The organism is Agrobacterium sp. DKPNP3 (genome assembly GCF_052686535.1).
Genome location: NZ_JBQYSN010000011.1, coordinates 29,349 through 52,869, shown reverse-complemented (window position 1 = coordinate 52,869; position 23,521 = coordinate 29,349). Strand labels below are relative to the sequence as shown.

Here is a 23,521-nt window from a genome sequence, read left to right as displayed (position 1 = left end):
GGTGTACGAAACAACTGTTCGCAGATCATAACTGCCGCACCGACAACAAATCGAGGCACCCGATGAAATGGATCTACTCAAAGGGACGAGGTTTCCAGTTAGAAATATCGCAGCGCATGGTCTTCACCATTTACGCGCTCACGATCTACTTAGTCCACGGCGGAAACGCATTGCCAGACCTCACATCGATCCGACGTGCGGTAGCGGTGGTATCGGGCTGGTAAAAAGACACCATTGCGACTTCGTTGCGCTCGCCAGACCTCCCACTCTTTCGCTTGCAAGTCTTCGTGCTCATGGAGACAGGTTGAGCAGTTGAACAAGCCATGAGCCTAATTCATTCACCTCTTGCTCTGGTAGTATTTTTCTGCTCATGTATCGCAGCAGTATATCAGTGAGAAATCTTTTTCATTATTCGAGCCGTTAATCTTGTTGAGGGGAAAAATGAGCATCTTTGCGAGAATCTTGTTGGCCTTTGCATTTACGTCATCCGCGACTTTGGCAAGCGCTACTGCGCCCGACGAAGAAATTATCGCCTTGATGGAGAAAAACGGATTCCACGGAGAGACGCCACACGTAAAGATGATTGGCAGGGAAGTAAAATTTAGCCAAGGCGGTGAATTTACCGCAATCGTCGATTACGTTGGTAGAGATGCATCAGTAAAGGTCAAGGGAGTTTTCTCGGACAATAGCCTAAAAATAGTTGACACGGATTTCGTGGGCAATGGAAAACGTATACAGGTCGGACTTGGTTGTAATTTTACTTTTACCGAAATGTACGACGAAAATGTCGGAATGGAAGGCACTTACACTGGCTGCGGGGGCGGCACAGCAGTTAAGAAGGTCAAACTGTGGTTTGGCACGAAAGAAGACGTTCAAAAAAAGATAGCGGCCTCAGACAACTCGTATTACAGCGAATATGCGGTTGCCGCAGTCGATTATGTTGAGAAGAATTGCGATTATCTGGCTATTGACGATGCACAATTCGGCGCCGCTTTAAGCAGCCGGGGATATAACGCAACGACTGCCCGTCAGGGCAAGTATTATAAAAGAAATTCGAAAAACTATCAGGATGCTAAAGCACAGGGCACCGATGTTTGCCATGAAATTCAAGCAGCATTCATAGTCACTGTACCAAAAGACATGCAGCGCATGATCTTGCGTCGCGACAACCCCTTTCGTTGATCTTTAGCGGCAACCTCGGCCTAACTCAGAGTTGCTGCCATTTGATCCCGTTGGCGTCGCACCAGTCGGCGTAGGTGGTCTTGCTTATCTTGGTGATCGTCTGCTGCGCATTCTGGAAAACGATGGTCACGTCCCAATCCGGGTGCTGCGCTTTGATAGCCTTGTGCTTGGATCGGTCTTCGGCTGTGAAACGGCCTTTCGCTTCAACAATCTTCTTCGCCTCAACGTCGATGAAGTCGGGCAGGTATTTCTTTTGGACCGTGTATGTGAGCCGTAGCGCCTCATAAGCGTATTCGGGTCCAAGGGTCTTTGCGACCTTCTGTTCGAACCTGTTCCTCATGGCTTTTTCCAGAGGGCAATTTCGGCCTGACGACGCCTCGTAAGACCAGCAAGCGGCTTGAGCACACCTTTCACCCTGGCCTTATTCCATTTGAGCCACGACCTCTCAATGTCGGCTGTATTGGCCTTAGCATTGATGAAGCCGAGTAGTGGAGAACCGGCAAGCTTGGCTTCTCCGAGATTGTACGTCCACGACACCAGAGCGCCGCGCTGGTTCTCGGTCAATTTGACCTTCACCAGTTCGTCTACGGCCTTCTCAAATCGGGCCACGTCCTCGACAAGCAAACGTGTTGCTTCTGCCTCGGTGATCGTCTTCCGACCTACATCGGCCCGTGTCAGACCCTTCGTGGTGCCATAGCCAATCGTCGGCACGTTAGCGGGGCAAAGGTATGCGGTGAGTTTCAAGCCTTCGAAGGACTTGATGAGATCAATGGATGCCTTGTTCAACATCGACTATTTAAGCCGACGTTGAACCTCTTACGTTTTGACCCACCATTGAAAAAGCGCGCTCTTTCGAACGGGCCTTACTGAGTCAACTTGTGAGTGAAGCTGCGCTATCAGATTTTAAAATGCGTCCAGATGGTAAGAAGACAGTTTGAAGATTTGTGCGTCAGCCGCATCAGGAAACCCAATGAATGCGAACGTGGATGCCCCTGAGTAAACGTTTGCCGTTCCAACATTGATTAGGATGCGCACGAATGACTTTTTGACACACATCATTTCAAGTTCGAGCAGCAGGCATTTTTGCTCAACGCTCAGATCGGTCAAGGGTCGACCACCGACTTCTGTGAAAAGTTCGAACAACATGTGTGTCGCGGGCAGCGCTGGTTCGACGCAGGCTTTGATCACATCCATCATTTGGAGCGGTGTGAGATTTAAGCCCCCATCAACATTCTGCAAATCCAGTTTGATGATTTGTTCGCTACCCACATAACCGTCGATTATGCAATAATTGCGTTGCTCGATCCCCATATTGAGAACCATTTCAATCTCAGCGAATGACGCGGTTTGAGTTAGATTTTGTCCCATGATTGTTCCTTCTGTATTGCCCAAGCGTATTGCCGTTGGGCTTATTATCGCAACCTAAAAATACCATTAGAATCAGGCTGTTACGGATCACTTTGCTCTCATGTTCCGTACACTTATTTATCTACATCGCTGCATATCGCGCTCAAACAGCATCAAAAACGGCCTTTTTGATTTGCGGAGAGAGCGACAGCGAACGTAGCTGCGCAGCCTTCACTTTGAGTGAAGTATTGAATAGATAAAATTATAATAAAATTCCAAATTTGATGTTAATTTCTCAACGCTCACTCAGCAGTGAAGAATTAAATGAATTTATACTGTATTTTTTTGTTGACGAAACCAAATTCCATGGTAGAACGCCCATGTCTGATTGAGAAATCAATCGACTGTTCTTTGAAAATTGACATTCGCGCGAGCATTCCACCGTCTGGGGTATGCCGTTCAAATCGGCACGACCCTCAACGTTTTGCGTTGAGGCGCATCGGAGGCGGGTTCGGATGACATTTGTCATTCGAAGCGGGCGCCAAACTTGGGGCACTCAGGACCGCGCTCATACAGAGCAAGTCTGCTTCCAAGGCCCACTGGCATGGTGCTGGTGGGGAGAGCGGAAGGAACGCGCAAATGTCTCCAGTAAAGAATACCTCTACAACCGCATTCGTTGTTGCGAATGCAAATTCCCTTTTGCAGCAGGCAAAAGAAGCCATCGTTGCGATGAACGCCGCCGAGGCCCGTAGCCGCAAGTCTATGGCCAAGATGGTCGCTTCTTTTGTTGAAATGGGCGAAGCCTACCTCAATATCGAGCAGGTCACTTCCGCAATCGATGCCGAATGCGTCAAGCATGGCATCGAGCCGGTAAATCTGGACAATGAGAAGTGGAAGGGTAAGAATCCGAACGTTTACCTACCTATGATGAGCATCATCGATGGTACGTGGCGTGACGTGACGAACTCCACCACTGGTAAGCCGGTCAAGAACGCAGATGGCAGCGTAAAAAAGAAATGGGCGCGTAATCGCTCTTTTGAAAAGTACGCAAGCGTCATCCGCTTCTTCGTCAGCAACGGGATCGGCCATGACAAAGTGGTCGATATTCTGACGGGTGACGATTGCATCCCGATCGAAGGCTTCGAGAAAGGTGTTAAACCACGCATCAGCGATATCGTTGCCGCTGATACAGTCCAGCAAAAAGGTGCGCGTCGCAAGACAACCATTTGGACCGAGGAAGCACAGACTGCCGTGAGCGTTTTCGAGCCAGTTGCCAAATTCAAAGTTGGCGACGACGCTCTGAAGTTGCTCCACGTCAGCAACGGGTATGCTGCTGTGATCGTTCACATCGAGAACGGCGAACTTTCAATCCTCTTCAATAGTGGACTTGAAGGCGATGCCCTTTATCGGGTGATCAACAAGCAGGTCAAATCTTTGAACGATGGCAGCGATGCTGCGATCCAAGAGGCGGCATGATGCGGTTTGGTAGAGGCAAAAACAGAGGGGCGGTTTATTCCGCCTCTTCTTCTATGTTCGTTAGCCCCTTCAACAAACGCGTCAAAGAGCAACTACGATTGAACAGGCTGCATGGTCTGCGAGGTCGGCTCTTGGCTGGACAACCCGTCAGGGAAGACGAGTTTGATCATATCTTCGATGGTGATGAACTTGAGGCAATAGATCGCCTCTGTTGTCAACTTCTGATGGATTACGGTCAACTGAGAAAGCCAGAAGACGTTTGCCCAGCGTATCTACGCAAGAACGTTTTCAGCGGCTATCACGTGGTCATCAACTTGCAACGGATCATTCGTGAGTTTGCGCAGCTGCGCAAACAAACATGGATGTCCGAGGAGAGATTGAGAGCGGCGAGAAATCGCCTCCGCAACGAGTTTCGTCGTGAGATGATCGAGGTTCGGTACCTGCGCTTTTTTAGCCAGACACTCACGGAAGACGACAGGTTCTACCTGCAAGACCCGCTGGCTCTCCCAGATGTGCCGGTTAAATGTGACTTTCCGAGTATCAGGACATCGCATGATTTTGCTCGTCGCTTTCCATGGCGGCTGCAATTTCGGTCGAAGTGGGACTTCAACAACTGGCCTCACCGCGACACACTCAAGATCCTGCCGTATCTCTGGTACGTCGAACACAGTCTCGATCTGCCTTACACGCATATCGACAGGTGGGACTTTAAACCGAAATTCAACTGGTGAATGGAAAGTCCCGACTTATTCGGGACTTTTCTCACGCCGTTTGTTGTGAAGCGAACGACATGTTGAAAAAGAAGAAGTCAGTCAAGCCCACGCTGGGAAGCGCAGGCACACAGCACCGTGGTAGGAACTCATCCTTATGAGGGACAGGCACTTAGACTTCGAATCGTCGCACGGTGCACCAAGTCAGCAAATTGCTGAGTTCAACAAAGGCGTCCAACTTGGAACCAACTGCTCGCGGTTGGTGGCGTTAGTTCTGCATAATAAGGAAGTTTCAATGCAGAATATAAAAACAAGTATCTTTGCGATCCCGGCTTTGGCCGGAATCGTAGGCTCGATTAGGTCGTACCCTGATCCAAATGGTCTATTGGTCGCGTTTCAGTTAACTAACGGATACGCTACAATTGGGTTTGCGAAAACACCGCTTGTCACTCTGCTACTTATGCAGTTGCCTGATGGCAGTTACAAATTCTGCAACGTACACCTGCATCCAACGGGTGCAGAGGTTGCGGCGTTCGACCTCGCGATAATTGATCGTGTTGCAGCAGGTATTATCGCTGACTTGTCGCTCTTCTATCCTTGAAAAAGGAAGGAACAACAACGTTCGGATTTTAGGTGAGCCTTAAATCGAATTGACTGACTTCATCAAAGAGGCCCCGGCTGACAGAAATGTCACCGGGGCTTTTTGCGTTTCTAGGCTTCTCGTAAAGTGAAGCAAAACGATGTTGCCCAAAAACCGGCACTCACTCAAACTCACTGGAAGCCGAGGAGCGGAGCGACCACAAACATCACGAAGTGGAGCGGAGCGACCAAAAGCAATGGCTATGCCGCTAGCAGCAAAGTGGAGTTCCCCAAATGGGAACGAGCGACAGCGATTGCGAGTAGCAGAGTAAGCGGGTTTGAGTGCCAACGAAAAACGCGAAGCGATGCGTGAAGCCGCATATGAAGTGCGGAGTGATATAGCCCAGAGGACTTCTATATCTATGATATAGATGTTCTTTGTGTTTTATTACTTCGTCCTACTCATTTATATTATAATGGCTCTAGGTCACCTACTACTCGACTGACGCTCAAATCCCCATCATGCGATAAATATCAACGACCACAGCGGCGGTCATAATCTCCATGCCCACTTGCCGGAACTGCTCTCTCAAAATTCTAGTTCCGGCATAATCATGAATAATAACATAGGTTTAGGTCATCTATCATAAATAGAGACAGAAGCGCGGTGAGAGAACGCTTCGATATAATAGATGGAGATTTCAATGAAACATATTCAACCCGACAATAAAATATCTGCGCAAGACGTATTCAATCGCATCCTCGAAAAAGAAGATGAGGCTGAGATTAAAGCAGCCGTCACAGATAAGTTGATGGCTCAATTCGGTCGTTCAAAAAGATATCAAGAAAATCGCGGTGTAACGTTCACGCTTACATTTGATGAGTTGCTTTCCAAGATCACACCCTCGCGCTGGAAGCGAATGGAAAACAAGATGCGAAGTGGCGAGTACGACGACTTCATGCGAAGCACGTATGGCTACGTCATCACATGGAAGAACCGTGAAGCGCTCAACTCCAAAAACATGAACGCCGAGACAGTCGCATTTCTCAATCGCGAAGATAGCAAACTAAACTCCCGCTTCATCAAGGGCGATAAACACTCGGATAAGGCCAAAGCCGCTATCGGCAATGCTCGTCGCGGCAAGAAGATGAGCGATGAAACAAAAGGCAAAATCCGAGCCAAGAAAGTTGGCGTGAAGCAGGATGCCGAAGTCGTAGCGGCCCGCGCTGCCAAACTCAAAGACAAGCCCAAATCGGGGGAACACAAGGCGCGTATGGCCGAAGCAGCGCGTCAGCGTTGGGCAAAAGTCCGAGAAGCAAAGGCCGCTCTTGGAACGTCAGAGCATAAATAAAACGAACGCAGCGTTGTCGGAAACTCGATGTGTTTCGAGTGGCGACGTGGTGTTTAAATCTTCTTTCTTGATGGACCCACACGCTTTCCGACAACGGCGTGTGGGTTTTTTCATGGAGGAAATAATGAATAACAAAACTGAAAACGAAGACCTTAAACGCGCTCTGATCGACGCACAGAACGCAATCGAAAAGGCGCTCAATCATTTTCGAGCAACGGCTGAAAGCCGCACACAGGCAGTTCTCAAGTCAGAGATAAAAAACGCAGTCAACGAAGTTCTTGATGAACGAAAAAAGAAAGAACAAGACGACGCATGGGCTCGTCTGCAAATGCTCCACGGCAATAAGATTTCAGATCAACAAATTTCCGCGGACCGAATTACAACAACTCACTTGGGAGGCAACCTAAGATGAGCATTTCAACGAACACATTTGAAGACATTTTCGAAGTCGTGCAGGTCGTCATCAAGACGCATCCAGATCATGTCGCACTTGATCCAATTGCGGACCTCAAGGCGAAATCAACAGTACGCATCCCCTACACACGTAAGCCGAAATTGAACGTTTCATCGGCGTTCATGACGATCAAGAAGTCTTATAAAAATTGGCTAGGTCTACTGCTCGGAGAGTTGCAGCATTTCGTTGTAGGCGCACAAGCCGACATCACGATCATGCATTCGAGTGCCAGCGCAAAGAGCAGCACCAAGCGTGCTGCGCAGACATGGTACGAATTCGTCAAAGAACTGTATGAGGACAAGATTGCCCATCGCGGCGATGTCAGCGAGGCGCAAGCGCGTCAGTTGGTCAAACTTATCGACTTACTTTCCAGCAGCGGTTTCAAACTCAAGGGCTGTGGTTCAATCGAGTTTGTCGATGAAAATGGGCAGGTGCTGTGATGATTAAATCTATTTGGCCCGCGTTCGAAAATCTCTTTGGTCCATCAAAGAAGGATCGAGATTACGAACAAATCATCAGAAACCAAAACGCGACCTCTCGCATCCACCTGATGCTCACATTCGCGACCTTCAACAGCGACATAATCAGCAACATTGCGATTAAAGCCGACTTCCTGAACACCTACACAAACAGACCTGATGCGCAACACTGGCACAGCCTCGCTGAAATCGTGCGGCGCTATGCTATTTCACCTCAACAGAAATCGGCCTTCTACCAGAACTACGATGATGTTGGGGCGAAAGAGTATTGTGATTTTACATACGCCCACATGAGCGAAGTCAAACATATGCTTGCGGCATTCGCAGATGGTCAACGCTTCATCGTCGCGAAACTTTCCTACGATGGAGGTGCTGCATGACGATATTAGTTCGACCGGAAGGAATAAGCGACCGTATTTGGTCGGCGATCAAAGCGGATCACGACGAGATCGTTGGGCGAAGGGCAATGTGGGGCTATCAGGAACTCGCTGACAAAGGGGGCGAGTTTCAGCGCCACTACAAAGAAATGTTCGAAATGCTTTGGGCCAAGTGGGCTACTGCCCAAGAGAAAGCGGAGCGAGAGGCCGAAACCATTCGAGGCTCATGCTAAAGGGGCTTCTGCCAAGCAAATGGGTGCTGCTGTTGATAGCAGCGCTCGTCGTCGCTTGCGTGTTTCTCTACCAGCGCAACGAAACAAATAAGGCCACCCTTCGCACGGCACAGGTCGAACTCAAGCAGGCGCAAAACGATCTCAAAATCCAGACGCAAACAATCCTGGCCTTGCAGCGTGATGCGACAGTTCAAGCCCACCTGATGCAGCGAGCAGACGCGGGTATAGCCGCTGCTAGAGAACTAGCCCGCAAAGACACACAGGCGCTCACACAGCGCGATCTGGGCCGGGAAGCAAACGTTGACGCACACGCGTTAGAGGCAGCGCTGAACACGCAATTCTCGCGATTGCTGCGCAACATCGAGGCGATCTCAACTAAATAAGTGCAGACGGATAAGAAAAACAACAACCGTTTGGCTGCTCGGCGGGGAGAACAATCAGTTCTCTCCGTAGTCATTTCCGACGACGCGAGCATAAATAATTCGCAGCAGTTTTGCTCATATACCTGCTGTTTCCTCCTGTAGCCCTCTCGACATGAAATACGGTCGGGAGGGTTTGTCTTGCCCTTTAGCAGCGCTGGAAACATGCTCCGCGCAATTTCAAAGGGAAAACAAAATGGCCGTATTAATCGAGTGCTTGAAATGCGTTGGGCTTGTCGTGATGACCGGCATCGAAAGGATCGTTGTCTACGCGATCTACACTGTAGTTGAAATGCAGGATCATACAGCGGGGGCTTTGTTCAGCGGCCTAGCGCTCTGCTATGTAGCGTATACGGGCTGGAACACTCTGTTGTTGCTCGGCACTCGTTGGATCGAGTTCGCAACAAGCCGAAATTGAACATTTCCACTCATGTTTGCAACGGCTTAGGACTTTGGTCCCTATTTCAGCGGAACCTAAATAGTCTCGACATGTTTTTGCGGTGGGGAACATAGGGACAATTTAATGCCAGATCAGCCATATCGCTTAACCCGATATTTGCGTCACGACCAGATAAAGCAGGCCGCAAAGCCCGCTTCGTCTAGAACCGTACAAACCGACGATGCCTTCAATGACCTGTTGAAGCGTTTGGCCGACGTTGATCCGGCCAAACTGCCCTGCGATAACGACAACTAGATCTCGACTACCTTGCGCTCACGACGCGCAGCGCTGGCATATTCGGACAGTGGCTTCGTGGGATTGAAATGTTCATCCCGCTCGATCTTCAGCCCATACGGGCCTTCAACGAACATCACTTCGCGCAGGCTCACATAGCCTAGTTCTGGCTCACCAAGGCCAAGATCACACAGGCCAAAGCAGGTATCACCATCCTGCTCCATTTCCGTGAGCAGCCATGTTGCAGCACCCCAAGGTGCGAACCATTTCACAACCGGTATCAAATCTGTGTCACGCGCTGTTGCGTTGTTTTGCAGGAGTTTTGCGCGGAGTTCAGGTGTAAGCAGAACACTCACGCTGTCACCTCAACGCTAGCCATTCCCATGACGACGATCGCAGCAATGCGCTCGATCAGTTTGCGCTCTGCACGCCACTCGGCTACGCTTGAAAACGTCTGATCAAACTGAGCACCATCAATCTTGCCCCAAACCCGAAAACCCATTCTCTTAACTCCTATAGGTTGCATTTACAACTCAGAGTTAAAGCCGTTTGATTATCAGGGCGAGCAAAGATTGCTTTGCAGATCAAATCTTTTCGCGGTAACAAATGAAAAGAAAAGTCAATCGATGCAACGGCTTAGCGCGGGTCTGTTTATGTTGTAAAGTTAGTATCTTGCAAGTACATTGATTACGTCAATTATGCGGCGCACTATCCACCACGGAGGATGGAGTTTTACGACACGCCGTACCGATGAACCCAGGAATGAACGAATGCCGATTTTGAACAGAGCCGCCGAACTCCAGCAGGAAGTCAGCGAATGGCGGCATCACCTGCATGAAAATCCCGAGATTTTGTATGACGTCGAGAACACCGCGGCCTTCGTTGCGGAGAAGCTGAAGTCCTTTGGCGTTGACGAAATCGTGACCGGGATCGGGCGCACAGGTGTGGTCGGAATCATCAGGGGCAATCTTACAGGCAACCGCACGATCGGCTTTCGGGCAGATATGGACGCGCTGCCCATCGTCGAGGAAACCGGCAAAGCCTGGGCATCGAAAACGCCCGGCGCCATGCACGCCTGCGGCCACGACGGCCACACCGCGATGCTTCTCGGCGCAGCGAAATACCTCACCGAGACCCGCAATTTTGCAGGCTCGATCGCTGTCATTTTTCAGCCGGCGGAAGAAGGCGGCGCCGGCGCGCTCGCCATGGTCGAAGATGGCCTGGTGGACCGCTTCGGCATCAACGAAGTGTATGGCATGCACAATATGCCGGGCATTCCGCTGGGTACCTTTGCCATCCGCAAGGGCGGCATCATGGCCGCACCTGATAAGTTTTCGATCACCGTCAAGGGCCGCGGCGGCCATGCTGCCCAGCCTCACCGGACCATCGATCCAATCACCATCGGCGCGCAGATCGTCGGCAACCTGCAAATGATCGCCTCACGCAACGCCGACCCCATCCGCTCGGTTGTCGTCTCCGTCACCCGGTTTCACGCGGGCTCCAGCCATAACATCATTCCCAACGAGGCGGTGATTGCCGGCACGGTCCGCAGTCTTGACGAAACGGTGCGCGATCTGGCGCAGGAGCGCATCAAGCAGATGGCGGAAGGCATTGCGCTTGCCAATGGCGCGGAAGCGGACGTCCTCTATGAGCGCTATTGCCCGGTGACGTTCAACCATTCCGAAGAGACAGATCACGCCATCGCCGTCGCTCGGGACGTGGCCGGTGAGCGCAACGTCGATCCCGATGTCGATCCGTCCATGGCAGGCGAAGATTTTTCCTTCATGCTGAAAGAACGCCCCGGTTGCTTCATCTTCATCGGCAACGGCGACTCAGCGGGCCTCCACAATCCCGGCTATGATTTCAACGACGACGCGATCGCTTACGGTATCTCCTATTGGGTCAAACTTGCCGAGCAACGGCTTGCGGCCTGATTGGGCTGGAGGACGCCGAGCGCGAGATAGTACGAACCTCAGCCGCAGTTTAAGTTGAGGTTCGATTGGCAGGCGAGCCAGATCGCGCCACCCAAGCGATGCTGGTGATGCCAGTGGGTTTGCCTGCATCGAGAAACAAAAAGCTGACGTCGACGGCAATGCTGAACCCGTGGGCAATCGGGTCTAGCGTGGGCCTGCCATGCCGGCTAATGGCGGCTGCACCCGGCAACGGCCCGAAAGCAGCGTGCAAAGGAGACCGAGCCTCTGCCTTTCAAATCGCTAGCATTTTTGTGGATTCGATAACCCATAAGGGCGTCATCCGGCATTCCGCTACCAAAAGGATAGGAAGGCGCCAACTTTGGAGTATGGGCCTCTCCGTATCGTGAGTTCATTAGTCCTTACGACCAGCTTGCCGCCCGTTTTAGCGTCGCCAAGAATGCTCCTTCAAACGGAAGATTTGGGGAGAAAAAAGCGTGAGGATGATCTTCCTGAACAGATACGGCTTTCCCGACCAGTCGGCAACGAGCCGCATGATATCATCGCTCGCCTTTTCAATGGCCCAGCGCGGACTGGATGTGATTGTCGTTGCAAGTCGCGAAATCCATGATCACCCGGGCAGCGTATTGCCCGCAACTGAGACAGTTCGAGGGATTGCTATCGTACGGCTGGCGAGCGGCCGTTTCGGTCGGCACAGCCTTATGCGCCGCAGCATTGATTATCTTCTCTTTCAGGTGCTGGCATTCGTTTGGCTCCTGCGCAACGTTCGGGCGACGGATACGGTGGTTGTCTGCACCGATCCTCCGCTCCTCTCCGTCATGAGCAGCGTTGCGATCCGCCTCAAGGGGGCGCTCATGGTGAACTGGATCATGGACCTTTTTCCGGAGACAGCAACGGAGCTTGGATTTTTCAGGAAACGCGCACGGTGGGTTGGGCCATGGCTGACGCAGCTGCGCAACTGGTCTCTGCGATCCCCCGGCATGGTTGTCTGCCCGACCGACAAGATGGCCGAATTCATTTTCACGCAAGGCATCTCAAAAGACCACGTCAGCGTCCTGCATCACTGGTCGGATGGGGAGGAAATCTATCCCGTCTCGCCCCAGGATAACAGCCTGCGGAAAGCGTGGGGACTGCAGGATGTGTTTGTCGTGGGTTATTCAGGAAACTTCGGGCGGGCGCATGAGTTCGGCACTATGCTGGCAGCGGCAAAACGTCTGGAGCACCGGGCAGATATTCGGTTCCTTCTGATTGGCGGCGGACACCAGCACGCGGCTGTGAAAACTGCCGTTCGGGATCTCGGTCTTCAGAACGTCATCTTCAAGCCGCTGCAGCCCGTCGAGAAACTGGCTGAAAGCCTCAGCGTTGCTGATGTGCATCTCGTCTCACTGCTGCCGGAACTGGAACATTGCATCATTCCAAGCAAATTCTATGGCATCCTGGCGGCCGGGAGGCCGACAATCTTCGTTGGCGATCATGATGGAGAGGTGCCGCGCGTTCTAAGAGCCAAAGGGTGCGGCAGCAACGTCGAGATCGGCGAGACCGATAAGCTCTGCGGCATCATCGAAAAGCTCTGCGACGACCCGAACACCACGGCGGCAATGGGGGATGCGGCAAGGCGGCTGCTTTGTACCGACTACTCCCGAGAAAGGGCGGCAGACGCCTGGGAAGGACTGATCGCCAGGCTGCGGACTGTCGCGCCTTCCGGGGCGCCTCTCGCTCAAGGTATCTCGCCATGAAAGACAAAGTCGTCGTCAGTCAGCTCGGCGCCCGCATGCATTATGCCGTACCGAGAATATTTGCATCCGCTGGCAGGTTGGCACATTTTTATACCGACATATGCGCGACCAAAGGCTGGCCGAGAATCGTCAATTCGTTTCCGGCGACGTTTTACCCGCCACCGGTCAGACGTTTGGCGGGTCGCCTGCCCAAAGGCGTGCCGACGGCGCTGACGACCGTGTTTTCCGGCTTTGGCCTCCGTTCCGTTCTGCGCCACATGCGCGCCAGAGACGTTGTGGAAGAGACCTCCCACGCGATCTGGGCCGGATCAGTTTTTTCAGAGATGGTGGCCCGGCGCGGCTTCCATGGCGCGGCTGGGCTCTATGCCTTCAGCGGCGACGCACTTGAACAGATGAGGGCAGCAAAGCAACAGGGCCTCTGGACCGCAGTCGAGCAGATGATCGCGCCCCGTGACGTTGTCGAAATGCTTTTGGCACAGGAGATGGCGCGGTTTCCCGAATGGACCGGCCCGGCGCAGGATAATCCGCACGCGCGCCTATTCGCCGACCGGGAGAAAGCGGAGTGGCAGCTTGCGGATGTCATTGTCTGCCCGTCGGAATTTGTTCGCAAGCACGTTGTCGCGTGCGGTGGGCCGCAAGCCAGGTGTGTTGTCGTTCCCTATGGGGTCAATGCTGCCGCTGCGATCGACAGACAGGCACGCATGCCAGGACCGATCAGGGTTCTGACCGTGGGCGAAGTCGGGTTGCGCAAGGGGTCGCCCTATGTCGTGGAAGCCGCCCGACTGATGGAGGATCGTGCCCGTTTCCGGATGGCGGGCCGCGTTCGCGCACACGATGACGTCAAGCAACAGATATCGCAGTGGGTTGAACTGAGAGGGATCGTGCCGCGCGCGCAGATCATCGAGGAGTTTCGGTGGGCGGATGTCTTCCTGCTGCCGTCGCTTTGCGAAGGGTCTGCGACCGCCGTCTATGAGGCGCTGGCAGCCGGCCTGCCCGTGATAACAACGGAGAACACCGGCACTGTCGTGCGCGATGGCATCGAAGGTTTCATCGTTCCTGTCTGCGATGCAGAAGCTATCGCAACTGCCGTGCGTGCGCTCGCCGACAATCCCGAGCTGAGGCGGACCATGTCCGCCAATGCCCTTCTGCGCGCGGCCGAACATACAGTGGAGTCTTATGGGGAACGGCTTCTCGCTGCGCTTTCCGGGCCACATCTGTCGAAGCCTTCGGGTCTTTGCCTGGCGGATGAAGCGCGATAGCTGGGGAGCAAAGACATATGAAGATCATCCACGTCATCGCTGCGATCGATCCCAAATACGGCGGGTTACAAGCCGTTGCCATGCGCCTTGCCGCCGCACAGGCGGGCCTCGGCCTTGATGTACATATCGTCAGCCATGGCGACGCCGCGATTGAGGCACAGGTCAAGGAAATCGGCCGCAGCATACCACATTTCGAGCATGTCCACTGGCACCTGCTGCCGCCGGCCGGGAGCATGGAGACGCTGTTCTGCTTCAGTGGCCGACGTGTACTGAAAGCCCTGCTGAAAGATGCCTCTTTCATGCATATTCACGGCGTCTGGGAGCCCTTTCTGCTCTATGCTTCCAGGCTCGCCCGCGCCGCTGGCGTACCCTACTGCATTTGCCCGGCCGGCATGCTGGATCACTGGAGCCTCGGGCAGCGATCGTGGAAGAAGAAGATCGCCTTGATGCTTTGCTATCGCAAGATGCTGAACGAGGCGGCGTTTCTGCATCTGCTGAACATCGATGAAATGGCAGCTGTTGCGCCGCTGAAATTCCACGCACGCAATCTGATCATACCGAACGGCGTCTTTGCCGAGGAGTTCGATCCTCTTCCCGCCCGGGGGCATTTCAAGCGGAAAATTGCCCTGGCGCATGGCAGGCGTTACATTCTGTTTCTGTCCCGCCTCCACGTCAAAAAGGGTATCGACATTCTTGCCTCGGCCTTTGCGGCTATCTGTGAAACCTATGTCGATGTCGATCTCGTCGTGGCAGGCCCACCGGGTGGAGCCGAGGGCCAGTTCATGCATCTGGTCAACAAGCTAAATATTCGCAACCGCGTCTTTATGGTCGGGGCCATTTACGGTGAAGCAAAGCTCCAAGCCATGGTCGATGCAGACTGCTTCTGTCTGCCAAGCCGACAGGAGGGTTTCAGCATGGCGATCACCGAAGCGCTTGCCTGTGCCACACCTGTGGTGATCACCGACCAGTGCCACTTTCCCGAGGTGGGTTCTGCCGATGCCGGGGTCATCGTCGCGGTTGACGCAGCCGAAGTTGCCAAGGGCTTGGCAACTGTGCTCAGCAACCCCGCCAAGGCGAGAACGATGGGTGAAAACGGTCGCCGGCTTGTGCTGGAAAAATTCACCTGGCCGTCTATCGCCCAAGCGACGCTGGAGGGCTATCGGCTGAGCGCCTTGGAGGCCGCCGCGTCTTGACGGCGGGAGCCGACGGGTCTTGCCGGGTTGCCGACATAGATCGTCCACGGCTCCAGAGACTTCGCCGTGACAGCGCGTGCGCCGAGCACTGCCCCCTTGCCGACGACGACACCGGGACCGACGTAGGCTTCCGCAGCCACCCAGGCGTCCTCCTCGATCACCAAAGGCCGCTTCACCAGTGGAAACGCGCTATCCTGAACATCATGCGACCCGGTGCACAGATGGGCACGTTGTGAAACCGAGGCATAGGGGCCGATGGTGATCATGTCGACGTTGTAGCAGATCACCCCAGGCCCAAGAGATGAATGACGCTCCATGACGAGGTGCCCCGGCCACCACACAATCACGCTGGAATACACCATTGCCGTGGCATCCAGGCGCGCGCCAAAACTGCGCAGGAGAAAATTGCGCCAACGGCGCATCGGCGGCGGCGTCCAGCTGGCGAGAAGCCGCCAGACGATCATCCATCCCAGCCGTTTCAATCGGAAATGCAATGCGAAGGTCGGACCTCCGAAACGCGGCAGGGGCGTCGTCGCATGCTGAAAACCGGGATCGTCGTATCGTGAACGCATCGCCTATCCTCCGGCCTGAGACGTCAAAGATGGTATTTCGTACCGACGCTGCTGTACGCGCGCGGGTATGACGGCAAATGCCAGCGCCGGCGCTGCGAACATCAGCATATGCACCCAGACCATGAGAACCCAGTCGGTCTGGTGCGATATGGCGTGCATGGAAGGGATGATAGACAGGAGATAGGTGAATTGCGCGGCGAACTCGCCCGTGTTGGCGGTCACCCAGATCCGGCGCACCAGATAGGCGAGCAGGAAAAATTTGAACGCTCCCAGATACCAGAACGATCCGAAGGCGTCCGCCATCCCGGTCTCCGTCGTGCCGAGGACCGGATTGTAGTCACGCGATTGTACCGGTACCGGCAGCATGAAGGATTGCTTGACCTCAACGCCCACGAGTTGCGCGGGCACGAAGTTGAATACCAGCCTGTTCCAGTGAAACTTGCCGTAATCGAATTGCAGCGTGTTTGCGGTATTGTCGATCCGCATGATCGCATTGCGCATCTCGTCGCCGCCATCCCGGAAGACTTTTTCAAGATTGCCGATGACATCTATTTTCTTGATGTCATCCCAGACCGGCGCGTCGTTGGCCTTGGTGATGGCGCGGTAATCGCCCATGCTGTTCATCGTGAGCGTGCCGAGAACAAGCGCAATGATGACGAAGATCCGCGGGATGGCCCATCCCTTGTAAAACCACCATGCCAGCGCGAACATCATGATGAGTTCCACGGCTTCGGCGCGCTTTCCGGTGATGACGATGCGATCCAGATAAAAGACCAGATCAAACGCAAGGACGGCCAGCGCCAGCCAGGAAAATCGTCGCGCAAGGCAAAGCACGGCAATGGCGAGACCATAGCTCAACAGCCGCGAAAAGAAGATGTACATGACAGGGACACCGGTCATCTGCACTGCGATGGTCAGCTCTCCCGGCAGTCGGCTCAGCATGAAATAGAAATAGGCGCCGGCGACTGAAAGAACGGCTGCGACGAGGAGCAAACGTGTCTCATCGAAATCGATCCGGAAGAATGCAAAGGGTCTCGCCTTTCTGCTCCATCCCCACCAGCACATGAAGAGGCACAGCATCATGAAGATGGCGGTTCTGGCAAACGCGCCTTCCGGCAGGAATCTTTCAGACGCAAGGCCGGGAACCTGGGGCAAGATGAAACTGAACGTGATGACGCCCGTCAGGAAAGGGAACTCGTAAATTCGTTCCCGGCGCATCATTCCCCAACAGATGAGCAGGACAACACCACCGAAGAGGCAAAAAACCAGAAGCGTGTTCATGAGGCAAGTCCCGCTTGAACCGGCGGCAAATCCCGCACGAAACTGCTCCTGAGGTCGTAAAAGACTGTTTTGGCGTATTCTTTGAAAACCTGCACACCGTCGGTGCTGAAGGCAAGCCGCCACAGCGGCACGGCTCTATGCGCAGGAAGCGAAATCCACTCGATTTGAGGCATCACAAACCGAAAACGCTTCACCGCGCGGCGTGAATGAAACCAGCTCGTGACGAGGATGGCGCGCCTTGCTCGCATTTCAATCAGTATCGGCTCTGCGAAGGTCGCGTTTTCCCACGTGCTGAGCGACAGACATTCTTTCGATATGGCTTGGACATTGACCCCCAACCGCACCAGCATGTCACGGATGAAGTCGCAATCCCCATAGCCCGTCACCAGAACGAGGGGCGCTAGTCCGTCATGCCAGAGTTTCGCCGCCTGAGTAGCTCGAGGAGGCCCGTCACCGCCGAGAACCACGATGACATCGGCTTGTGCGGGCGGATCCTCCACGACGAGAAGAGATCCTGCGGAAACCAGGGACAGCCCGTACAGGCCGACCGCACTGAAGATGATGATGCCGAGGCAGTTCCAGTTGCGTTTAGGCAGCCAGTTTTTTTCGATGTTGCGCGACATGCGCCAATGCCAGGTCCGTTGTTTCAAAACGGGCTTTGAGGGACTTCGCGTTCCGGGCCACGGCGATTTCATGATGCCATTACTCTTCACTCGGCGCTTGTATCGCCCTTGGCTCCGTCGCGGCGGTGGCAGCGACCGGGAGACGTGCTGCCTCGCGGTAGAGATCGAAGTTGCTGCCCCTGTGAAGCCAGGTTTTTGAGAAATAACCCGTCGCGGCAAGGACGAACGCGGTATGAAGAGCAATCGGTATCAGAAGGCCGGCTGCCATCATTTCCGCCGGAACACCGGCTTTTATTCCGGCAAAACCGATGCCGCCGCAGATGAAGGAAATAACGACCAGCGTGTTCGTTGCCGCTGCCGGCGTAAAACCGTAATCCAGAAGCAGATGATGAAAGTGCCAGCGATCGGCTGACATTGGACTGCGCCCGTGCATGATACGACGGACAATCAGGCTGAGCGTATCGGTGATCGGCAGAATAACGATCCACAACAAAGCCGGAAACGAGACGGCACTGCTCTTGGTCGCCAACAGGACGATCACATAGGCAATCGTCGCACCCAGCGCAGTACTGCCCGCATCACCGAGGAAGATGCTCGCCCGTGCACGCCATGGACCACGCATGTTGAAAACCAGAAAAGCACAGAGGCATACGCAGAGTGCCTGAAGCGGCGCGATGATGTCGCCGACACCGGCGAAAATCGCCACGATCATCAGCCAGATCAGCGAGACACCTGCCGTGCCGCCAGCAAGCCCGTCGACGCCGTCGAGCATGTTCCACGAATTCACCAGCCCGGTCACGAAGAGAACGCCAATGACGAAAAACAAAGGCAGGAACAGATCCGAATGCTGCGTGAAGAGAACGCCGACGGAGAGAGAGCCGATATTGGCGCCGCCTACGAGAGCAATCGCCATTGCCAGTTGCATGACAAGGCGTCCTGCTGCGGGCAACGGCCGGCGATCATCGACGACACCCATCAGCAGGATGACGGCCAGTCCGAGCCAGAAGTTCATGCCGAGAGCGGCGCTCCACCCGCCGACGAAGGCGGAAACAGCAAAAGCGGAAAAGATCGCTATTCCACCGCAAAGCGGAACGGCGCCGGTGTGGCGTTTACGAATTAGATCGGGGCGATCCACGAGCTGATAGGCGACGGTCAGGCGCCTGAGAACTACGATGAGGGACACGCACAGGACGAAAGTAGCGATGGTGTTGAAGAATATCCCCGACATGTCTGATCCCCCCGATGAACCTCGGCGGAGCATCCGCAAGACCCGCCTCCTGCCGATCCTAAAAAACACCGGCCCTGAGGGGTATGCGGGCAAAAGGCGTGTGAAATCCATCAAAGGGAGGGGGTGTCGACATCAATGTCTACCCTCCCTACCCCCGAACCGGATCGACCATCGAAAGAGCTAGGTTTGAGACCTTGGCGACAAGAGGCCAGAAAGGGCCGACTCGGCGGCGAGTGGAGCTGTTGCGGGCGATCATTCCTGAGCTGAGAGAACGGCGATCCAGTCCTGGAAGCCAAAAGCATTGGCCGATGCCGGCACCGTTATGTTGCGAAGACCGCTGCGGCCAAGGCGAACGATCGGTTCGATATAAAGTCCGTTCGACGGATCGTACCATTGAAGCACCTTCTCGCCTGCCGCCAAACTGCCGAGATCAATCGCAACGGAAGGCGTGTCGAGATAGATCACGGCGAAAGAGCCATCCCTGTCACGCGCCGCAAATGCGCCCGCATCGCCTTTCAGCAGGCTGCCCTGATCGGGCACGAGCTTCCACCATGCCAGTTGCCTGAAAAGCGTTGCCAGATGCGTGATGCTTTGCGCACCACGGCTGCTTAACGAGCTTTTCCAGCTGTCCTTCGCTTCATAGAGCCCGGCGGCGGAGAAATGCCATACCGGATTGTTACCGAAGACCTGGCCGCCCGCTCCCGAAAGCAGCGCACCATAGGCAATGAGACGAACCTGCCGTTCCTTGACATTGTTCTCGCCCTCATAGGCGCTTTCGATGAGGAAGAAAGGGCGTCTCGGTCCAGATCGGTACCGATTGAGCACCGCCGCCGCGACCTCGCCGTACGTATAGACCGAATCGATATCGAGCCAGGAAGCGTCGCGCCAAAAATCATTCGTCACCGTATCGGGATTGCCATGCACGGTCTGTAATGCGGAGGGGTCAGTTTCTCTGATGCCCATGGCGACAGCCGTCACCAGAGCACGATCGGGCGGATCATAATCGCCGCCCTGGACCCAGATGATGTTCGGGTACTTCGCAAAACGTTGGCCAACATATCGTCCATATTCCCGCAGCTTTTCAGGCCCGGCCGCGACCATTTCCTGATACCATCCTTCCGGGCCACCGCGTGCGCCGCTATAGGCCGGACAGAGAAGCACCAGCATGTTGCGACGAGCGGCTGCCTTTATGACTTCTTCCGCCCTGTCGAAATAGGCCTCGTTCGGTTGCCCGAAGGCATCGCCTTCGAAGGGTCTTTCGCCGTAGAAGTTTGCTGGCGCCTTGCGGGAGAACTGGTGCTCGATCAACGAAACAAGGACGGTGTTAAACCCCTGCCTCTTTCGGGTTTCCAGATAAAATTCCGTATCGGAGATAGACGTATCGCCGATGAGCGACCACGCACTGTCCCCGACGATCAGGAATGGCAAACCCTTGCTGTCTTCGAGATAACGCTCGTCCTGCGCCCTCCTCAGCGGAAAAACGCTGTCCTGTGCGATACAGGCCGAGGACATGCATAGCCAAAGAAGGAGGAAGGCGCGCAAATGTCCAAGTCGGCCATGATAGCTGATCATCGCTTCAGAGCCGTTCACGAACGACACGCAGCCAGTTTTTCAAAGGCAACGGCAGATAGGTTCTAAGGCCGGGTCGCAACCCCGCGGGAATGGACCAGTCCTCCATTTTGAGCACTTTCGACAGGCCGGGACGATCGTTCAGCGTCATGGAAATGACGTCGTGATAGCGAGCAGCCATCCGCTCGATGCTGAAGCGGTTCAGGACCATTTCCTTTCCCGCGATCGACATCCGCTCGAGAAGGTCGCGATCGGCGTGCAAGCGCGCGATCGCATTGGCCGCTGCCGTATAATTGCCGATCGGAAACAGGAAGCCGTTTTGGCCCGGCACGACAATCGTATCGGTCACGCCGCGAATATGAGACACGACCGGGACGCAGCCGCCGGCCATTGCCTCGATCATCGTCATGCCAAGCCCCTCGAAGCGGGACGGCATGATGAGAACATCATGGCTCGCCATGATGACTGGTATGTCTGAAAGCTGCACGGATCCTGCGTAATTGACGCGACCACCATGGCGGTCCAGCCTTCGTCTGAGCTTGCCCATATCCGGCCCATCTCCGACGATCGTCAGGCGCACCGCCTCGGGCGACCCGTCCAATATTTCCCGCAGCCACATCACGCCTTTCGATGCATCTTCAATACGGCCGACGAAAAGAGCCTTGAGTTCCGGCCCCCGGTTGACGCGCCGAACCGCCTGGCGACGAAACGCATCGCTGTCCACTGCATTCGGGATTGCGTAAGTGCGATCCTTCGAAAAGCCATTGCGCGCGATGAGATCGGCGCAGCACCGCTCCGATACGCCGATCGTGACATGGGCATAGTCCCGCACGGCGCGGGCGGCCGCATATGTTCCAGGCGAGATATTATGGACGACGAGGATACGCAGGATACCCTCGGGCAGATAGCGCGCGATGTTTGTCTGCAACTGATCGCCGAGAACATTGACGATCACACCGTCGAACCCGCCTTCTTCGATGGCGGTCGCCATGCGCGCTGCACATTCGCGTTCGCTGAGATTGACGGGCATGCGCAGCAATTGCCCGAATGCCCTCTCACCCTGCAGATCGAGTGGCACGCCGTAAGTTTCCTTGCATACGCCGAGCCATCGCACGTCCATGCCATAGTCGGCGAGGCCTTTGCGAAGATGTTTGAAGACGGAATAGGTGCCGCCGATATGGGGAAGGACAAAATAGGCAAGCTTCATGGCGCACCCTCGCTCATTCATCCACAGCCATGCCGCTACGATCAAAGGCGGATGGTTCGAGTAGCGGCTAGTGCGACATACTAAGAAGCCACGGAATGACAGTCAGTTGCATCTTAGGCTTAGCTGTTTCTTCTTTTGAGAGGTTTGCGTGGCTGAAACTATACGTTTGGCGTAAGAGGCGACCCGAAGGACGGTGTGGGGTCGTGCTGATCCAAGGGATATCAATGCCATATCGAGCGTGTCGGCGCCGGGCTGCGATGGGAAAATAAATGAGGATCACTCTCCTTGGACAATTTGGCTCGGGCAATTCGGGCAATGACGGGTCGCTGGAAGCCATGCTCCTTTATCTGCGCAGGATGAGGCCCGATGCCGATCTCCTATGCATCTGCGCAAGTCCGACAGTCGTAAGCGCGAAGTTCAACATTCGCGCGATGGGTGCCGGGGGTCCTCCTCTGACCAATGCCTGGATGAGGCAATTGGACAAACTACTCGGCAAGGTGCCTCGACGGCTCATGCTCTTGGTCAGCGCCCTCTTGAGTTTCGACAAGCCTGACCTGATGATCATTCCGGGAACCGGCATCCTCGATGATTTTCAGGAAAGGTGGTTCGGCTGGCCCTTTGTCGTATTTTGCTGGTGTCTCGTCGCCCGCCTTCGCAACACGCGGATCGCCTTCGTCAGCATCGGCGCCGGTCCAATGAAAAGCCGTCTCAGCCGCTGGTTCCTGCGCTCGGCCGCACAGATGGCCTCCTATCGATCCTATCGGGACGATTTCTCGCTCAACTACATGAAAATGATCGGTGTCGATGTGTCGCGAGACCACCGTTACCCCGATATCGCCTTTGATCTTCCCGTTCCCGTGCCCCACCGGCAAAACCTGGCCAACGGCGCTATGAACATAGGCGTCGGGGTCATGGACTATCGCGGCTGGCGCCACAATGATTCCGACTCCGTCAGGATCTACACGACCTACATCCACAAGCTCTCACGGCTCGTGAGCTGGTTGATCGGTGAAGGACACCGGATCACCCTTTTGATGGGGGACATTACTGACAGGGTTGCCTGTGCGGATTTGATGTTTCTGCTGACGGATATGCTCTCCGAGGACGAGCTGGCCCAGATCGACATCAGCTCGGCCGCAACGCTGCGCGATATCATGCAACAGATGGCGGCAATCGACCTTGCCGTCGTGTCGAGATATCATGGAGCGGTCTGCTCCCTGAAACTCGGAAATCCGACAATATCCATAGGTTATGCCCGCAAGTTCGATGATTTGATGACTGATTTCGACCAGGAGAGATTCTCCCGGCATATCGACACGTTCGAAGTCGAAGAGGTCATCGAGCTGGTGAAGGAGATACTCGCTGGAGCAGGAGCTGTGCGGCAGCGGATTGCCCGCGCCAATGATCGCTTCAAGCGCCAGCTCACCGAGCAAGAAGCGCTCCTCGGTCGGGAATTTCTCTCAATCGACGCCGTTGCAACACCGCAGAGCGTTACGACTTAGACGCAGGGTCTCGCAACATGATGCTGTCGACGTCACAGCCGAGCTCTTCATTATCCGAAGGGAGTAGACCGCACTTTTTCGGAAGGCCTTCAGCACACAGTCTCCAAACTGTTTACCCCCAGGGATCCGGCAGCCATCC

The 23,521-nt window shown here is 54.6% G+C and carries 26 protein-coding genes; 15 read left to right on the top strand and 11 right to left on the bottom strand.

Translation table 11 applies throughout. The annotated features are described in order from the left end of the window. Nucleotides 1-441 precede the first annotated feature (441 nt). Nucleotides 442-1,182 (top strand): hypothetical protein, encoded by a 741-nt coding sequence (locus ACUTJJ_RS05235; RefSeq protein ID WP_445541508.1) that lies wholly within the window; start codon nt 442-444, stop codon nt 1,180-1,182. A gap of 25 nt (nt 1,183-1,207) precedes the next feature. Here the strand turns inward: ACUTJJ_RS05235 and ACUTJJ_RS05230 are convergent, their stop codons facing one another. The 3 genes from ACUTJJ_RS05230 to ACUTJJ_RS05220 form a co-directional block, all read right to left on the bottom strand. After that, nucleotides 1,208-1,522, bottom strand: coding sequence for an endodeoxyribonuclease (locus ACUTJJ_RS05230; protein ID WP_445541507.1), 315 nt, complete (start codon nt 1,520-1,522; stop codon nt 1,208-1,210). Next, a complete protein-coding gene (locus ACUTJJ_RS05225) occupies nt 1,519-1,971 on the bottom strand; it encodes a lysozyme (RefSeq protein WP_445541506.1) in 453 nt (150 codons plus the stop codon). Before ACUTJJ_RS05225 ends, ACUTJJ_RS05230 begins: the two co-directional genes overlap by 4 nt. A gap of 114 nt (nt 1,972-2,085) precedes the next feature. Beyond that, nucleotides 2,086-2,574, bottom strand: coding sequence for a hypothetical protein (locus tag ACUTJJ_RS05220; RefSeq protein WP_445541505.1), 489 nt, complete (start codon nt 2,572-2,574; stop codon nt 2,086-2,088). Nucleotides 2,575-3,168: 594 nt separating this feature from the next. On the opposite strand from ACUTJJ_RS05220, the gene ACUTJJ_RS05215 reads away from it, so the two are divergent. The 9 genes from ACUTJJ_RS05215 to ACUTJJ_RS05175 all read left to right on the top strand — a co-directional run bounded on the left by ACUTJJ_RS05215 (nt 3,169) and on the right by ACUTJJ_RS05175 (nt 8,572). Then, complete coding sequence (locus tag ACUTJJ_RS05215) at nt 3,169-4,005, top strand: hypothetical protein (protein WP_445541504.1); 837 nt, start codon at nt 3,169-3,171, stop codon at nt 4,003-4,005. Beyond that, nucleotides 4,002-4,736 (top strand): hypothetical protein, encoded by a 735-nt coding sequence (locus tag ACUTJJ_RS05210; protein ID WP_445541503.1) that lies wholly within the window; start codon nt 4,002-4,004, stop codon nt 4,734-4,736. The genes ACUTJJ_RS05215 and ACUTJJ_RS05210 overlap by 4 nt, the downstream gene beginning before the upstream one ends. A gap of 274 nt (nt 4,737-5,010) precedes the next feature. Further along, complete coding sequence (locus ACUTJJ_RS05205; RefSeq protein ID WP_445541502.1) at nt 5,011-5,316, top strand: hypothetical protein; 306 nt, start codon at nt 5,011-5,013, stop codon at nt 5,314-5,316. Between the two features lie 682 nt (nt 5,317-5,998). Next, on the top strand, nt 5,999-6,646 hold the full coding sequence (locus tag ACUTJJ_RS05200) for a hypothetical protein (RefSeq protein WP_445541501.1): 648 nt from the start codon (nt 5,999-6,001) through the stop codon (nt 6,644-6,646). A 124-nt stretch (nt 6,647-6,770) separates the two neighbouring features. Further along, entirely contained in the window at nt 6,771-7,058 is a 288-nt protein-coding gene (locus tag ACUTJJ_RS05195) for a hypothetical protein (protein ID WP_445541500.1), read from the top strand. Then, nucleotides 7,055-7,540 (top strand): hypothetical protein, encoded by a 486-nt coding sequence (locus ACUTJJ_RS05190; protein ID WP_445541499.1) that lies wholly within the window; start codon nt 7,055-7,057, stop codon nt 7,538-7,540. Before ACUTJJ_RS05195 ends, ACUTJJ_RS05190 begins: the two co-directional genes overlap by 4 nt. Then, nucleotides 7,540-7,959 (top strand): hypothetical protein, encoded by a 420-nt coding sequence (locus ACUTJJ_RS05185; protein WP_445541498.1) that lies wholly within the window; start codon nt 7,540-7,542, stop codon nt 7,957-7,959. The genes ACUTJJ_RS05190 and ACUTJJ_RS05185 overlap by 1 nt, the downstream gene beginning before the upstream one ends. After that, on the top strand, nt 7,956-8,189 hold the full coding sequence (locus ACUTJJ_RS05180) for a hypothetical protein (RefSeq protein ID WP_445541497.1): 234 nt from the start codon (nt 7,956-7,958) through the stop codon (nt 8,187-8,189). The genes ACUTJJ_RS05185 and ACUTJJ_RS05180 overlap by 4 nt, the downstream gene beginning before the upstream one ends. A gap of 32 nt (nt 8,190-8,221) precedes the next feature. Then, entirely contained in the window at nt 8,222-8,572 is a 351-nt protein-coding gene (locus ACUTJJ_RS05175; RefSeq protein WP_445541496.1) for a hypothetical protein, read from the top strand. 726 nt (nt 8,573-9,298) lie between these two features. On the opposite strand, the gene ACUTJJ_RS05170 is transcribed toward ACUTJJ_RS05175, so the two are convergent. Together ACUTJJ_RS05170 and ACUTJJ_RS05165 are read right to left on the bottom strand one after the other, a co-directional pair. Then, entirely contained in the window at nt 9,299-9,637 is a 339-nt protein-coding gene (locus ACUTJJ_RS05170; protein ID WP_445541495.1) for a DUF2958 domain-containing protein, read from the bottom strand. Next, nucleotides 9,634-9,783, bottom strand: coding sequence for a hypothetical protein (locus ACUTJJ_RS05165; RefSeq protein WP_445541494.1), 150 nt, complete (start codon nt 9,781-9,783; stop codon nt 9,634-9,636). The genes ACUTJJ_RS05170 and ACUTJJ_RS05165 overlap by 4 nt, the downstream gene beginning before the upstream one ends. A 268-nt stretch (nt 9,784-10,051) precedes the next feature. Here ACUTJJ_RS05165 and ACUTJJ_RS05160 point away from each other — a divergent pair, with 268 nt between their 5' ends. The 4 genes from ACUTJJ_RS05160 to ACUTJJ_RS05145 all read left to right on the top strand — a co-directional run bounded on the left by ACUTJJ_RS05160 (nt 10,052) and on the right by ACUTJJ_RS05145 (nt 15,400). Further along, on the top strand, nt 10,052-11,215 hold the full coding sequence (locus ACUTJJ_RS05160; protein WP_445541493.1) for a M20 aminoacylase family protein: 1,164 nt from the start codon (nt 10,052-10,054) through the stop codon (nt 11,213-11,215). A gap of 479 nt (nt 11,216-11,694) precedes the next feature. Further along, a complete protein-coding gene (locus ACUTJJ_RS05155) occupies nt 11,695-12,948 on the top strand; it encodes a glycosyltransferase family 4 protein (RefSeq protein WP_445541539.1) in 1,254 nt (417 codons plus the stop codon). Beyond that, nucleotides 12,945-14,207, top strand: a complete 1,263-nt coding sequence (locus ACUTJJ_RS05150) for a glycosyltransferase family 4 protein (protein WP_445541492.1) — start codon at nt 12,945-12,947, stop codon at nt 14,205-14,207. Before ACUTJJ_RS05155 ends, ACUTJJ_RS05150 begins: the two co-directional genes overlap by 4 nt. A 17-nt stretch (nt 14,208-14,224) precedes the next feature. Further along, complete coding sequence (locus ACUTJJ_RS05145) at nt 14,225-15,400, top strand: glycosyltransferase (protein ID WP_445541491.1); 1,176 nt, start codon at nt 14,225-14,227, stop codon at nt 15,398-15,400. On the opposite strand, the gene ACUTJJ_RS05140 is transcribed toward ACUTJJ_RS05145, so the two are convergent. From ACUTJJ_RS05140 to ACUTJJ_RS05115, 6 genes are all read right to left on the bottom strand, one after another. Continuing rightward, nucleotides 15,364-15,972, bottom strand: a complete 609-nt coding sequence (locus ACUTJJ_RS05140) for a putative colanic acid biosynthesis acetyltransferase (protein WP_445541490.1) — start codon at nt 15,970-15,972, stop codon at nt 15,364-15,366. The two genes, ACUTJJ_RS05145 and ACUTJJ_RS05140, sit on opposite strands and share 37 nt — an antisense overlap. 3 nt (nt 15,973-15,975) lie before the next feature. Next, nucleotides 15,976-17,253: a hypothetical protein gene (locus ACUTJJ_RS05135; protein WP_296067897.1), complete on the bottom strand. Its 1,278-nt coding sequence runs from the start codon at nt 17,251-17,253 to the stop codon at nt 15,976-15,978. Then, complete coding sequence (locus ACUTJJ_RS05130; RefSeq protein WP_445541489.1) at nt 17,250-17,876, bottom strand: YdcF family protein; 627 nt, start codon at nt 17,874-17,876, stop codon at nt 17,250-17,252. Before ACUTJJ_RS05130 ends, ACUTJJ_RS05135 begins: the two co-directional genes overlap by 4 nt. Nucleotides 17,877-17,955: 79 nt before the next feature. Further along, on the bottom strand, nt 17,956-19,104 hold the full coding sequence (locus tag ACUTJJ_RS05125; RefSeq protein ID WP_445541488.1) for an MraY family glycosyltransferase: 1,149 nt from the start codon (nt 19,102-19,104) through the stop codon (nt 17,956-17,958). A 252-nt stretch (nt 19,105-19,356) separates the two neighbouring features. Next, entirely contained in the window at nt 19,357-20,703 is a 1,347-nt protein-coding gene (locus ACUTJJ_RS05120) for an apiosidase-like domain-containing protein (protein ID WP_445541487.1), read from the bottom strand. Beyond that, nucleotides 20,681-21,880 carry a glycosyltransferase family 4 protein gene (locus ACUTJJ_RS05115; RefSeq protein ID WP_144577597.1) on the bottom strand — a complete coding sequence of 400 codons (1,200 nt, stop codon included), beginning with the start codon at nt 21,878-21,880 and terminating at the stop codon, nt 20,681-20,683. The genes ACUTJJ_RS05120 and ACUTJJ_RS05115 overlap by 23 nt, the downstream gene beginning before the upstream one ends. A gap of 269 nt (nt 21,881-22,149) precedes the next feature. Between ACUTJJ_RS05115 and ACUTJJ_RS05110 the strand changes: the two genes are divergently transcribed. Then, nucleotides 22,150-23,382 (top strand): polysaccharide pyruvyl transferase family protein, encoded by a 1,233-nt coding sequence (locus ACUTJJ_RS05110; RefSeq protein WP_445541486.1) that lies wholly within the window; start codon nt 22,150-22,152, stop codon nt 23,380-23,382. Nucleotides 23,383-23,521: the final 139 nt, after the last annotated feature.